Consider the following 13,029-nt stretch of genomic DNA (forward strand, 5'->3'; position numbering starts at 1 on the left):
AAGTTACCACTGAGTAATGTTAGAGTTAATATTCAATCAGAGTAAGTCAGCCTAATTCAAAAACTTTAATTGCTTAATGACTGTAAATGCAATTAAGTTGCTGGAACGGAGGAACCAAATTTTGGGGCATATCTCTTGGTAGATGAGGAATTAAGAGTTGTAAATTTAACATTTATCTATGAATAGTTTAAGTACAACATCTAACTCATTATCTATCAATTTTTAGAGAAGGACATCTCTCAGTCCTAGCCCGTCAGCTAACTTCGTAGGCATTGAGAGGAAACTGAAAAGAGAGCATTTTTTAATGTTGCAATCTTGTTTAGTATCCTTGTGTATTGCTGCTTAGATATTTATAACTGCAATGAAACACTATTGAGGTTGCATCAATGATATTTCAGTTGAATTTAGCAGCTGTTGCTACAGCTGCTAGTCAAACAATTTGGCGACATGCTAAACCGATATTTCTGCGCGATCGCTTTTTACTACCTTGCGCGGGATTTTTGGGTGTAATTTTACTGTGGTGGATAATTGCGATCGCAAACCACGAATTGATGCCAACCCCCGCAGAAGAACTCATCGCCAATCTTGACTATATCCTCCATCCTTTCTTCCAACGCGGGGGAACTTAGGAATGGGCTAGTTATTACTAGTACACAACGGCGGAAATAAGCGTACCATTTTAAATGACTTTGACCGTCATGGATTTCTCAATTTAAGTGTAAAATCAATTTTTGATTAGGGTTTTCAATGGAAAATTGGCAAGCACTGGTTAGCATCACCACATTTATCTGTGTCATTTTTCTAATTATGACTGAATGGGTACATTTAACAATTGCAACTTTATTGGGTGCATTGTTACTTGTATTTACGAATGTCATGACTTTGCAAGACGCAGTTGGCTATATTGGTAAGAGTCACGGAACTTTGGCATTATTTTTTGGAGTCATGGTTTTAGTTCGAGCATTTGAACCAACTAAAATTTTTGATTATTTAGCAACACAATTAGTCATTTTAGCCAAAGGTGAAGGCAAGCATTTGTTATTAGGTATTGTAGCGATTACAACCCCTATTTGTGCCGTTTTGCCTAATGCAACCACAGTGATGCTAATAGCACCCCTAATTCCCCCGATGGCAGAAGAATTAGGGGTAAATTTTGTCCCATTATTAATATTGTTAGTTTTTGTTGCTAATAGTGCGGGCTTATTGACAATTGTCGGCGACCCTGCAACTTTTATTGTTGGTGATGCTATTAATTTAAGCTTCACTGATTACCTGATGCGTTTGAGTTTGGGTGGTGCGATCGCAGTTATTACAGTTGTTGCTATCTTACCAATTTTATTTCGGAAAATCTGGAATACAAAACTTGAAAGTCTGGATGAATTACCCCATCCCCAAATTAATCATCCGCGAGTTTTAGGATTAGGGGCTGTAATTGTCGGTTTCGTTTTGTTATTTTTCGTAATAGGTGAACAATTACCTGTACCAGTTTCACCTGCGGCTGTTGCTCTTTTAGGTGCAGGTTTGGCTATGCTGCTGGCACATCAAAGTCGCATCGATTCAGTTCATAATATTCTCCGCGATATTGACTGGAGTACTCTCATCTTTTTTATGAGTATCTTCGTGTTAATTGGAGGATTGGAAAAAACAGGTGTTATTAGTAATTTATCTGGAATTTTATCGGCAGTTTTAGGAAAAAATATTGCCTTCGGTTCGATATTTTTAGTATTTTTTGTTGGCATATTATCTAGTGTTGTCCCCAATATCCCCTTAGTAGTGGCAATGGTTCCTCTCCTCAAACAATACATCGTTAACGTTGGGTTAGCACCTGCTGACGTTCTCCAAGCTGGTTTTGACGGACAATTCCCTACGGAAGTTTTACCCTTGTTTTATGCAATGATGTTTGGTGCAACATTAGGAGGTAATGGGACATTAGTTGGTGCATCCTCTAACATTGTCGCTGCTGGAGTATCAGAACAACACGGAAGACGCATTTCTTTCAAAACTTTTTTACACTACGGTATCCCGGTAATGTTGCTACAACTTACCACTGCTGCGTTATACGTATTTTTCCGGTTTTTAATTTAAATTTTGTATCATAATTGTAAGCATGGGGATATTTAAATACAGTTTGCGATTGAGAATACTGTAGGGGAACCCACGGTTGTTTGCCCTATCCTATGTTTGCTTCGTTATTTTCCTATTTGTAACTGAAATTATGGCGTTTACTCATCATCGATATTAGCTACTTGTTTCCTATACAGCACTTCCAGCTATTACACAATACAGTTGTTCCCCTCATTCCCCTTCTAATCATGGCTTTCAGCTTTGAGTATGTACCTCATAGCTGCCGGAAGTGCTGTATAACAAATAATTAATTATGATGAGGAAATTCCGGATATCTTTAAATCTTGTTTAACTATTACTTGGGAAAGATGACTATTCTAGATACAAGTGCTAGTACTTGTATTTGATATTAATGTATAAAAATTTGGTGTAGGAAAATACTTAGCTTTTGTTAGGTGTTAAAATCTGTCTGAGTAATCACGTAGATTGACTTTTAAATATACTAGGATTAAATTATGCAGTCGCCAGAAATGGAACATGGGAACGATCGCAATGTCATGGATTCAAGTTCAAACCACAGCAGTAAGCTAGGGAATAATGGTTACGACTTAGCTGGAGTAAATAGTCTAGACAAAGTGAGAGATATTCTTTTTGGTAATCAATTACGAGATGTCGAAAAGAAATTTCCTCGTTTGGAAGAACGCTTGTTTAAGGAATGTGTGAACTCACGGGAAGAAAACAAAAAACGTTTGGATAGTCTGGAAAGCTATATAAAGCAAGAATTGGAATCCCTATCCAAACAGATGAAACAGGAACAAGGTAGTCATGATGAAACCTTGCAAAATCTTGCGGAAGAGAATAAGAAAATAACTACAGCTTTAGAAAATAAACTGAACCAATTCGATGAACATGTAAATACTAGTCAAAGGGAAATGCGGGAGCAAATTCTCAACCAATCGAAAAGTCTACATGACGACATTTTACAGAAATATGAAGAAATATTAGAAATATTACGTCGTGAAGCTGAAGAACTACGTCATGCAAAAACAGATCGTTCAACTTTAGCAAATTTGTTAAGCGAGTTAGCAATTCGTTTAAACTCTCAGTAATCTGGACAATAACTTCAAAAAAAGTAGTTTCGGATATAGATTCGGTGTGCGACAATCTTTGAATCATCAATAATTGTCTCACACGCAGTATCAAAACAATGAGCTTTAAATCTCACTTGCCAACTGGGGGATTTAGTCAATGAGTAAATTTTCCACTAATGGATTTTCCAAAGAATTCTCGAACCTAGATAATCAAGAACCAGAAGAATCAATCAAAGACGAACTCAATGAACTTCGCACTTTGTTACTGGGAGTTGAACCAAAAAAGCTGAGTCAAGTCTGCGAATATATCGAAACCCAGAAAATTAAACCTGAAGACATTAGTCGTATACTTCCAGAAGCGGTAATATTGCGATCGCTCCAAGATAAGCAGTTTGTCGAAGCAATGATTCCGACTATCGAACAAGCGGTAGAAACTTCGGTACAGAGAGACTTAAACATACTTTCCAACGCGATTTTCCCAATTTTGGGACCATCCACAAGAAGAGCGATCGCATCTGCACTGGAGGAAATGCTTCAATCGTTGGACAAAACCCTCGAACACGGTTTCTCAATTCAAAGCTTTAAATGGCGACTCGAAGCCAGACAAACAGGTAAAAGTTTTGCGGAAGTGGTGCTGTTGCGTACCTTAATTTATCGGGTTGAGCAAGTATTTCTCATCCACAAAAAAACAGGATTATTACTTCAGCATGTTGTAGCATCCCAGGTAGCAGTCCAAGACCCCGATTTGGTCTCAGCAATGCTAACAGCCATTCAGGATTTTGTTAAAGACTCATTTAGTGTGGATAATGGGGACAGGTTACATACCCTAAATTTTGGCGAATTAACAATTTGGATTGAGGAAGGACCAACAGCAGTTTTAGCCGGGATTATTCGTGGTAATGCACCCCATGAATTGAGACTTGTTTTTCAAGACACAATCGAAAAAATACACCTCAGATTCGACAATGAGCTTTATAATTTCCAAGGGGAAACAGAACCATTTAATATCAGTCAACCTTACTTAGAAGATTGCCTCAAGGTTCGCTATCAAACTCCGAAAAAAACAAACTATAGATACGCGTATACATTAATTGGATTAATTATCTTTGGATTATGTATTTGGGGTTCTTTGATAATCCGCGAACAAAAGCAATGGAATAACTTTATCCAACGACTCAGTTCCCAACCAGGAATTACAATTACTAAAGTTCAAAAGGAAAATGGCAAGTACCTCATCACAGGTATGCGGGACCCTTTAGCAGTAGACGTTGATAAAATCCGCGAAGAACATAATATCAATCCAGAAAAAATCAAAAGTAAATTTGAACCTTATTTATCATTACAACCAGAATTTATTACCAAACGTGCTGAAGCATTACTTCAACCACCAAAAACAGTGTTGCTTAAAGTTGAAAGTGATGGGATTCTATATGCGACTGGTTCAGCACCTGAGAAATGGATATCAGAAACGCGGAAGATGTGGCATTTTATTCCAGGAATTACTCAATTTCAAGAAAAAAATCTCAGCAATATCGATGTTAGTCAAATCGAAAGATTTCAACAAGAAATAGAAAGGGAAAAACTGTTATTTCAAGAAGGGAAAAATGACTTAATTGCAAGTGAAGTATCCAAGTTAGAAAAGATTTTTGCCAAGTTACAAAAAATGGTAATTATGGCAAAATCTCTAAATCAAAATGTCAAAATTAAAATTATCGGACATACTAGTGCGACCGGAACAGAACAGTATAATTTGCAACTAAGTCAAGCGCGTGCAGAGCAGATTAAATCTTATTTTATATCAAAGGGATTAAGTGAAGAAAATTTTTATACTCAGGGTTTAGGCTCAAATCAACCTTTAACTTCATCAACAATAAAACAAGATATAGATACTAACCGTCGAGTCGGTTTTAAAGTTGACAGAATCAACAAATAAGAATATTAATCAATTAATAAAGAAAATATTACTCTTTAAATATGCTTCAAAAAAAGATTTGTATGGTGGGTGCTTTTGCTACAGGGAAAACGAGTTTAGTTGCGAGATTTGTCCATAGCATATTTTCCGGCAAGTATCAAACAACAGTAGGTGTAAAAATAGACAAAAAAACTGTTAATTGTCATGGAAAGGAACTTAACCTTATCCTTTGGGATTTATATGGTGAAGATGAATTTCAAAAAGTACGCATGTCCTATTTAAGAGGTTCATCAGCTTATTTATTAGTAGTCGATGGAACCCGACATAATACTCTCGAAAAAGCTCTCAGCTTGCAAATACGAGTCGAAGAGACGGTTGGAAAAGTTCCATTTATCTTAGTGGTCAATAAATCAGATTTGACTGATGAATGGGAAATTGAAAAAGTAGAACTAGATAAATTAAAACAGCAAGGATGGAGCATTATTCTAACTAGTGCAAAAACAGGAGAAGGAGTAGAAGAAGTGTTTGAAACTATTGCTCAAAAAATTTTGGAGGGGTAGATGTTAAATGTCCCCACATCTGTAATTACTTATGTAATAAATCTGATGCTCGAACATCGTTCGTTGGCTTATCTTCTTGTCAAAAAAGACGGATGTTTATTATCTTGGGGAGGTAAATTAGCGAATTATGGAGTTAAGAACTTAAAAAAGGGGGAAGATATTGGACAACAAATTTTCTTTCTCGAAGGATTATTACCATTAGATAATTCTCCTTTATTTCTTGCTTGTTTGAAAACAGGAGACGGTATTTGTGCGGATATTCATCTGTTTCCCTCTTCAGAAGGTGATTGGGTATTATTTCTCGATGCCACAGTTGATGAAATGCAATTGTCTTTGATTCAACAACAAGCAAATGAATTTGTTCTCGAGCATGAAAAGGTGACTCGAATACTCAATCAATAAAGCATTATCAATTATCTCTTATTTATAACCTTTTACTAGAACTGAAAGCGTCATATTACTATAATGAATAACTCAATTACCGCAGATATTTTTGCAGCTTTAAATATTCTGATTTTAGAATACATTGATACTGGTCGTTTCCGAATTACAGGAAATATTCCGACTTGGTTAAAGAGATTTTGTCCTCGAAAAATTAAATCAGGAATGGAAGTTTTGATTCCCGAAGAGGATTTTCCCTTCTTGGAGAATTTTTTAATCGATGCTGAAGAGTTTTGGCAAAAAGATTTTGAAAATCCTCTGAAATCTGGAATCTGGAGCAATAATGATTTAACTGGGAAAGAATCTCATTTTGAAGCTTCTGCAATTATTGTCAATCACCAAAAAATATTAATTATTCAATTACTAGATAAAGATTATATTGAAAGACTATCAATTATTCAGCAAGCTCGTGAGAATAAATTAAACCATTATCAAGTAGTTAAAGAAAATCAGAAGAAGGAAATTCTGATTCATTGTATTATTCACGATATTGCCGGACAACTAAGTGGTATCAATTGCTGTTTAGCACTATTAGAATTTGAAAATTTGACCCCTAAAGGGAAAGAACGTTTAGAAATAGGTCGCAGGCAGTCAATTAAGCAAGAAATGCTGATTCGGGAAGTATTAGATGCGTTTTCGGCTGAAGTGCGATCGCTTGAATCTTTTGATGTCGATGCTAAAGATGCACCCAATATCTTGAATGCTGCTCAACAAGTTGTGGATTTTTTAACCCCGACATTTGCACTCAACAAAATGCAGTTAAAATTAGCCCCTGAGATTGATGTAACCCAGGATTGGAGGGTGATTGGTGATAAATCCCGTTTAGAAAGGGTGATTACGAATTTGACAGAAAATGCCTTTCGTCATAGTCCTAGTGAATCGACTGTTGTGATTGAGTTAATGCAGGATGATGATTCTATTCTTGTGAATATTGATGATAAAGGTAGTGGTGTGAAGCCAGAAATGGTTGCCAGTTTGTTTCAAAAATTTTCTCAAGGACAGGGGAAAACAGGTCGAATCGGACTTGGATTATATTTTTGTCGCATCACTGTTGAACGTTGGGGTGGTGAAATTGGTTATTCTCCTGTTGCTGATGGTGGTTCTCGTTTCTGGTTTTGTTTACCGAAGCCTAAGGGGGGATTTAATATGGATTGTGTCGCGCAGAGACGCAGTGAGTCCACTTGGCGGTGTCGGTTTCCGTCCCGCCAAAGTGGCGAACCCGAAGGGAGGCGCAGAGAGGAATAAAAGAGGAATAAAAGGGGAATAAAATAATTTCATTGGAATGTCTATATTTTGGGGAATCGTATTGCTCTCTTCCTTGTTTATAATTAAGGTCGCTCTGTAATTGTGAATTTTAGCTGTGACTACTACACCTATTAACCCCAAGTTTCAAACTACACAACGTCCTGATTCATTCGGACGCTTCGGACGCTTTGGGGGGAAGTATGTGCCGGAAACTTTGATGCCTGCACTTGCTGAACTCGAAGCTGCTTATTACCAATATCGCAATGAATCAGGTTTTCAAGCTGAGTTACAACAGTTGTTACGGGATTATGTGGGGCGTGCGACTCCCTTGTATTTTGCTGAACGACTAACCACACATTATGCCCATGCTGATGGCAGTGGAGCGCAGATTTACTTGAAGCGTGAGGACTTAAATCATACTGGCGCACACAAGATTAATAATGCCCTGGGTCAGGTGTTGTTGGCTAAACGCATGGGCAAAAAGCGGATTATTGCGGAAACTGGAGCTGGACAGCATGGTGTGGCAACGGCGACTGTGTGCGCTCGCTTTGGTTTGGAGTGTGTTGTTTATATGGGTGTTCATGATATGGAACGCCAATCTTTAAATGTGTTTCGGATGCGCTTGATGGGGACTGAGGTGCGTCCTGTGGAAGCGGGTACTGGTACACTCAAGGATGCGACTTCGGAAGCAATTCGGGATTGGGTGACGAATGTGGAGACTACACATTATATCCTGGGTTCGGTTGCTGGTCCTCATCCTTATCCGATGATGGTGCGGGATTTTCATGCTGTGATTGGTCAGGAAACCCGCGCTCAGGCTATGGAAAAATGGGGGGGGTTGCCAGATATTCTCATGGCTTGTGTTGGTGGTGGCTCGAATGCGATGGGGTTATTTCACGAGTTTATTAATGAAGCAAGTATTAGAATAATTGGGGTGGAGGCTGCGGGGTTTGGTGTAAATACAGACAAACATGCTGCAACTTTAACGAAGGGAAGAGTCGGTGTGCTGCATGGGGCAATGAGTTATTTGTTGCAGGATGGTGAAGGGCAGGTAATTGAACCCCATTCTATTAGTGCGGGTTTAGATTATCCTGGTGTTGGTCCCGAACATAGTTTTTTGAAGGATATGGGACGTGCTGAATATTACAGTGTTACCGACCAAGAGGCTTTAGATGCATTCCAACGTTTATCGGAATTGGAAGGAATTATTCCCGCGTTGGAGACTTCCCATGCGATCGCATATCTGGATACTCTCTGTCCTCAGCTAACCGGAAATCCTCGTATTGTCATCAACTGTTCTGGACGTGGTGATAAGGATGTGCAGTCTGTTATGAAACATTTAAATTTACAGTAGGGAATGGGGGATAGGGCATTGGGCATATTTACGAGTTTTCTTTGTTACCCTTTACTCTTTACTCTTTCCCCTGTATCAGATAATCTACGCAAGCTTTACGGAAACTTATTTAAAATTTTACTATTAGTTTGTAAATAATTTATCGTTTGAGGATTGTAATTCTGTGATGTTGACGGGAGAATAAGATTCTGAAAAGATTTTGTACATTCCGGAATTACTGTCCGTACACACGTATATCGAAAAAATAACCAATTCAAATAATTAACCGTAATTGACTTCCTTTTACCTTTTACATTTAACTAAATTTCCATGATTCGACAAACTGCTTTTGGCATTGCTATGAGTACGATTGTCCTTGTGAGTGGATTCACGTCTAGTCATAATTCCAGTAAGAACCTGATTTCCAAACAGCCTATACCAATTTCATCTAATCGAGTAGCAACATCTACAAGTTTTAAAACCAGTGAATTGGAAAAATCTGTTTTTGAACAAATTAATCAATATCGGGCTGCTAGACGTTTACCAAAACTAAACTTGGATGCAAAAATTTCCAAGCAGGCAAGGATTCATAGTCAAAATATGGCTAGGGGTAAAGTTCCCTTCAGCCACAAGGGGTTTGAAAAGCGCGTGAATATAATTCCGATTCGTTACCAAAGTGCTGCTGAAAATGTGGCGTTTAATCAAGGTTATGATAATCCCGCAGCAGAAGCTGTTAGAGGTTGGATCAAAAGTCCTGGACATTTGGTTAATCTCAAGGGGAATTATAATCTTACTGGGATTGGTGTGGCTACAAATCAAGATGGTGAGGTTTATTTAACACAAATTTTTATTCGTAGTCGGTAGGTTTGTTTGCAACTGCTATATCGCGAACCGTTTGGATGTCGTACAATTTAGGGCAAATTAATTAAGGCGAACTAATTAGGGCAAACGGTTGTTTGCCCCTACTTTGTTCTCGCAAACTGCATTTAATTTGACTGAAAACCTCTGTATCTTTACGATTTTGCGATCGCGTCACGTTTTACATTCTTTAAAATAATTTTATTCAGTATATTTATTTAATTTAAAAAATATTGTGTCAATTTAATAACTGTCCTCATAAGCTCTTTTTTGTAATCATAAAATAATTTGGCGGTGTAAATTAGAACTGTATGTTTCTGATTGGTTGAAAACGAATGAACCAAAAAAGCTATTTTGGTATTGCTTTCAGTACTTTATTGTCGGCTAGTTACTTAGTCTCTCTACCTACAAGTACGTCTGCGAATACATTATCTTCAAGTAATCGACAGTTATCAAAATCAGTAATTGAAGTTGCACAAGCTACCAACGTCGATACTAATGGGGTGGAGCGGTCAATTTTTGAGCAGATAAATCAATATCGAGCTTCTAAAGGATTATCACCATTTACCCGCAATTCCAAAATCGATAGTCAAGCCAAAAATCACAGCCAAAATATCGCTAGTGGAAAAGCTGGATTTGGTCATGGAGGTTTTAGCGAACGCATCAAAGCAACGGGTATTAGTTACAGAGGGGCAGCAGAAAATGTAGCCTACAATCAAGGTTACAAAGATTCAGCTACGCAAGCTGTTCAAGGTTGGATCAAAAGTCCCGGTCATCGGGGTAATATTGAGGGGAAATTCAGTCAAACTGGTATTGGTGTTGCGACTAATGGCAAGGGAGAAATCTACTTTACGCAAATTTTCCTGAATAATAGGTAGTAATTCTCTCTGTAATTGTTAAACAGGTAGTTCCCATCACAGTTTTCTTGCACAATAATGTAGTGCTAGGTTAATTTTGGTGATTTTTTCTAATTACCAATGCTGATGCACTACATTTACTTGATGTGAATTATGACACTACCAGATTTTCAGGTTTGCGATCGCGATATTAATCAGGAAACTTTATCTACTTATTTGCAAAGCGATGCGCTAGCTGTAGATACGGAAACAATGGGATTAATTCCCCACAGGGATAGACTTTGTTTGGTGCAATTATGTGATAATGCTGGTAAAGTGACGGCAATTCGGATTATTCGCGGACAAACTGAAGCTCCGAATTTGCAAAATTTGCTGGAAGCTGCCAATGTCACCAAAATATTCCATTTTGCCCGGTTTGACATCGCTACCCTTCGCTACTATCTCGGTATCAATGTCAATCCTGTGTTTTGTACCAAAATTGCCAGTAAGTTAGCTCGGACATATACTAATCGTCATGGACTCAAAGATTTAATTTTGGAACTGGAAAAAACTGAACTTGATAAAAGCGCTCAAAGTTCCGATTGGGGAAATGCAGCACATCTAACTGAAGCACAATTAAGTTATGCTGCAAATGATGTTCGTTATTTAATTAGTGCTAGACAAAAGTTGATAAGTATGCTTCAGCGTGAAGAAAGGTACGAATTAGCGGAACAGTGTTTTCAGTGTCTATATGCGATCGTAACCTTAGATTTAATGCAGTTTAAAGATTTGTTTGAACATTAAAAAGGGGTGAAATGGTCATTTGTCGTTTGTTATACTCCAAGCGGTTAACTATTAGCTATGTTTAAGAAGTCTAATTTTTAACCGTTATTAGTATATTAGTTTTTTGGATTTTACTAATATACTAATTACGAATGACCAATGACCAATTCTTAAACTTCTTTTTGCTGGGTTTCCAAGTGATTTTTGATACGGGAAACTACATTATAATCATCAGCACCAGGAGGAGTCATAGTGTGAGTTCCCTCTACTGGACCAGCAATTGCTTTCCAAGCGGCTAAACCACCTCTTAAGTTTGATACATTTGTAAAACCAGTATTTCTAAGCATTTGTGCAGCTTGGTTAGCTTGCTGGTCATTTTCCGCATATACATAAATATCGCGGTTTTTTTGGAGGGAAGATTGAGCCAAATCGACTAATTCATCAATTGGCATTGGCATCGCACCCATGATATGACATTGATTATAGGCTTTGTGAGTTTCTAAAACAGAAGTTCCGCTACTACGTACATCTAAAATGGTAAAAGCGGGTTCACCCCATTCCAGACGTGATTTGACAGTGTGAGCGTCAGATTGTGCATGTACTGGTGGTTCTTTGGGGATAATACCATCAAAAAGTTTGTTACTCATAATCCTGATCCTGATTGTAGTGCGATACGCCCTTGACGTTAAGCTGTGCGATCGCTTTTACTTAGCTTAATTTTTGCAGTAAAGATTTTGTGGATGAGACTGCTTTGTAGTCTCATCCTCGGTTGTCGGTAATATCGGAAAGGGTTGTAATTAATAACCAACAAAATGCAGTACATCACGTAAAACGCTGTAACCTGCTAAATCCCATAGTAAGTAAGCTAAAAATCCAATCATTGCTAAACGTCCATTCCATAATTCAGCTTGGGGATTAAAGCCGAATATGAAGGAGTTGCGGTCTATTCCGTTATAAGCTTTAGCAACGGAAGCTAAATCTGTAGAAGGACGATTTTCGCGAGTTTCCATTTTTTTCTCCTAAAGAAAGTGAATAATTTATAGATATTGGTTAAGGGTTAATTTTGGCTGGGTAAGAGTTATTGATTATTGACTATTGGTTAAGGGTTAATTGTGACTCTTAAGAGTTATCGGTTACTAACTCCTAATTCCTAACTAATAACTCCTAATTCCTAACTCCTAATTCCTAACTAATAACCAACAAAATGCAATATATCACGCAGAACGCTGTAACCTGCTAAGTCCCATAGCAAGTAAGCTAGAAATCCAATCATTGCTAAACGTCCATTCCATAATTCAGCTTGGGGATTAAAGCCAAATAGAAACGCATTACGGTCTTTACCGTTATATTCAGTTGCAATTGGTGGTAAATCGGTGCTAGGACGAGTTTGCATTTATTTTTCCCAAAATTGATTACTTGAATCTAATTTAGCGAGTAATAATTTATTTTTTTTCTACCTATAGATACAACATATATGCATAGTTATGATTTATTTTCCTCTAGAAATATCCATCTGTAGGAAGTTATCAAAATTTTGAGTATAAAAAATTATTGCAAAGTTTGTATTTGCTTAGATTTCAATATTACCGAGTTAAAAATTAGGGATAAAAATGCCCTGTAGAGACATAATTGGAGGTTCTGCGGTCAAATTAGGCTAATGTCTCTTGAAAACAAATTCTTACTCAATATTTCCGTTAATTTTGCAGTTTAATGCTATACAAACTCTAGTTAGGAAAAGAAGGCTTTTGTAGAAGCTATGTTTTCTTCCAAACTTCTACCTATTGCTAGAGGGAAGCTTCAAACCAAGGAGAGATGCTGGATGGAGTCGATTTGCTGGATTCTAATACTTAAGAGTTGGGTAGTTGCAATTAAATTAAATAAAATTCTTAGCTATGGTATAGTTTTT

At 37.4% G+C, this 13,029-nt stretch carries 13 protein-coding genes, 1 pseudogene and 1 riboswitch; of the genes and pseudogenes, 11 read left to right on the forward strand and 3 right to left on the reverse strand.

Features of this window, described 5'->3' with window-relative positions; all coding sequences use genetic code 11:
• Positions 1 to 60 precede the first annotated feature (60 nt).
• Positions 61 to 287: riboswitch (cyclic di-AMP (ydaO/yuaA leader) on the forward strand.
• 99 nt (positions 288 to 386) lie between these two features.
• The 11 genes and pseudogenes from CK510_RS01525 to CK510_RS01575 all read left to right on the forward strand — a co-directional run.
• Positions 387 to 620: pseudogene (locus tag CK510_RS01525) on the forward strand (nitrate ABC transporter permease); the annotation flags it as partial.
• Positions 621 to 747: 127 nt separating this feature from the next.
• Positions 748 to 2,085: an ArsB/NhaD family transporter gene (locus CK510_RS01530; RefSeq protein WP_095720002.1), complete on the forward strand. Its 1,338-nt coding sequence runs from the start codon at positions 748 to 750 to the stop codon at positions 2,083 to 2,085.
• A 494-nt stretch (positions 2,086 to 2,579) separates the two neighbouring features.
• Positions 2,580 to 3,173, forward strand: coding sequence for a hypothetical protein (locus CK510_RS01535; protein WP_095720003.1), 594 nt, complete (start codon positions 2,580 to 2,582; stop codon positions 3,171 to 3,173).
• A 139-nt stretch (positions 3,174 to 3,312) separates the two neighbouring features.
• The gene (locus CK510_RS01540; protein ID WP_095720004.1) at positions 3,313 to 5,088 is read left to right on the forward strand and encodes an OmpA family protein; all 1,776 of its coding nucleotides are present in this window, start codon (positions 3,313 to 3,315) and stop codon (positions 5,086 to 5,088) included.
• A gap of 41 nt (positions 5,089 to 5,129) precedes the next feature.
• The gene (locus CK510_RS01545) at positions 5,130 to 5,627 is read left to right on the forward strand and encodes a Rab family GTPase (protein WP_095720005.1); all 498 of its coding nucleotides are present in this window, start codon (positions 5,130 to 5,132) and stop codon (positions 5,625 to 5,627) included.
• Positions 5,628 to 6,029 (forward strand): hypothetical protein, encoded by a 402-nt coding sequence (locus tag CK510_RS01550; protein ID WP_095720006.1) that lies wholly within the window; start codon positions 5,628 to 5,630, stop codon positions 6,027 to 6,029.
• 63 nt (positions 6,030 to 6,092) lie between these two features.
• Positions 6,093 to 7,313, forward strand: a complete 1,221-nt coding sequence (locus CK510_RS01555) for a sensor histidine kinase (RefSeq protein ID WP_095720007.1) — start codon at positions 6,093 to 6,095, stop codon at positions 7,311 to 7,313.
• A gap of 115 nt (positions 7,314 to 7,428) precedes the next feature.
• On the forward strand, positions 7,429 to 8,667 hold the full coding sequence (gene trpB / locus CK510_RS01560) for a tryptophan synthase subunit beta (RefSeq protein ID WP_095720008.1): 1,239 nt from the start codon (positions 7,429 to 7,431) through the stop codon (positions 8,665 to 8,667).
• A gap of 309 nt (positions 8,668 to 8,976) precedes the next feature.
• Positions 8,977 to 9,510 (forward strand): CAP domain-containing protein, encoded by a 534-nt coding sequence (locus tag CK510_RS01565; RefSeq protein WP_095720009.1) that lies wholly within the window; start codon positions 8,977 to 8,979, stop codon positions 9,508 to 9,510.
• A gap of 329 nt (positions 9,511 to 9,839) precedes the next feature.
• Complete coding sequence (locus CK510_RS01570; protein WP_095720010.1) at positions 9,840 to 10,382, forward strand: CAP domain-containing protein; 543 nt, start codon at positions 9,840 to 9,842, stop codon at positions 10,380 to 10,382.
• Positions 10,383 to 10,514: 132 nt separating this feature from the next.
• Positions 10,515 to 11,144: a ribonuclease H-like domain-containing protein gene (locus tag CK510_RS01575; RefSeq protein WP_095720011.1), complete on the forward strand. Its 630-nt coding sequence runs from the start codon at positions 10,515 to 10,517 to the stop codon at positions 11,142 to 11,144.
• A gap of 149 nt (positions 11,145 to 11,293) precedes the next feature.
• Here the strand turns inward: CK510_RS01575 and CK510_RS01580 are convergent, their stop codons facing one another.
• The 3 genes from CK510_RS01580 to CK510_RS01590 all read right to left on the reverse strand — a co-directional run bounded on the left by CK510_RS01580 (position 11,294) and on the right by CK510_RS01590 (position 12,516).
• Entirely contained in the window at positions 11,294 to 11,770 is a 477-nt protein-coding gene (locus CK510_RS01580; protein WP_095720012.1) for a rhodanese-like domain-containing protein, read from the reverse strand.
• Positions 11,771 to 11,920: 150 nt separating this feature from the next.
• On the reverse strand, positions 11,921 to 12,133 hold the full coding sequence (locus CK510_RS01585; RefSeq protein WP_095720013.1) for a chlorophyll a/b-binding protein: 213 nt from the start codon (positions 12,131 to 12,133) through the stop codon (positions 11,921 to 11,923).
• Between the two features lie 179 nt (positions 12,134 to 12,312).
• Complete coding sequence (locus CK510_RS01590; protein WP_095720014.1) at positions 12,313 to 12,516, reverse strand: chlorophyll a/b-binding protein; 204 nt, start codon at positions 12,514 to 12,516, stop codon at positions 12,313 to 12,315.
• Positions 12,517 to 13,029: the final 513 nt, after the last annotated feature.

This window comes from Brunnivagina elsteri CCALA 953 (genome assembly GCF_002289455.1).
In the GTDB taxonomy this organism is placed as follows: domain Bacteria; phylum Cyanobacteriota; class Cyanobacteriia; order Cyanobacteriales; family Nostocaceae; genus Brunnivagina; species Brunnivagina elsteri.

Coding starts and splice junctions, on each gene's coding strand:
- CK510_RS01530 (WP_095720002.1), top strand. CDS start 748: ATGGAAAATTGGCAAGCACTGGTTAGCATCACCACATTTATCTGTGTC.
- CK510_RS01535 (WP_095720003.1), top strand. CDS start 2,580: ATGCAGTCGCCAGAAATGGAACATGGGAACGATCGCAATGTCATGGAT.
- CK510_RS01540 (WP_095720004.1), top strand. CDS start 3,313: ATGAGTAAATTTTCCACTAATGGATTTTCCAAAGAATTCTCGAACCTA.
- CK510_RS01545 (WP_095720005.1), top strand. CDS start 5,130: ATGCTTCAAAAAAAGATTTGTATGGTGGGTGCTTTTGCTACAGGGAAA.
- CK510_RS01550 (WP_095720006.1), top strand. CDS start 5,628: ATGTTAAATGTCCCCACATCTGTAATTACTTATGTAATAAATCTGATG.
- CK510_RS01555 (WP_095720007.1), top strand. CDS start 6,093: ATGAATAACTCAATTACCGCAGATATTTTTGCAGCTTTAAATATTCTG.
- CK510_RS01565 (WP_095720009.1), top strand. CDS start 8,977: ATGATTCGACAAACTGCTTTTGGCATTGCTATGAGTACGATTGTCCTT.
- CK510_RS01570 (WP_095720010.1), top strand. CDS start 9,840: ATGAACCAAAAAAGCTATTTTGGTATTGCTTTCAGTACTTTATTGTCG.
- CK510_RS01575 (WP_095720011.1), top strand. CDS start 10,515: ATGACACTACCAGATTTTCAGGTTTGCGATCGCGATATTAATCAGGAA.
- CK510_RS01580 (WP_095720012.1), bottom strand. CDS start 11,770: ATGAGTAACAAACTTTTTGATGGTATTATCCCCAAAGAACCACCAGTA.
- CK510_RS01585 (WP_095720013.1), bottom strand. CDS start 12,133: ATGGAAACTCGCGAAAATCGTCCTTCTACAGATTTAGCTTCCGTTGCT.
- CK510_RS01590 (WP_095720014.1), bottom strand. CDS start 12,516: ATGCAAACTCGTCCTAGCACCGATTTACCACCAATTGCAACTGAATAT.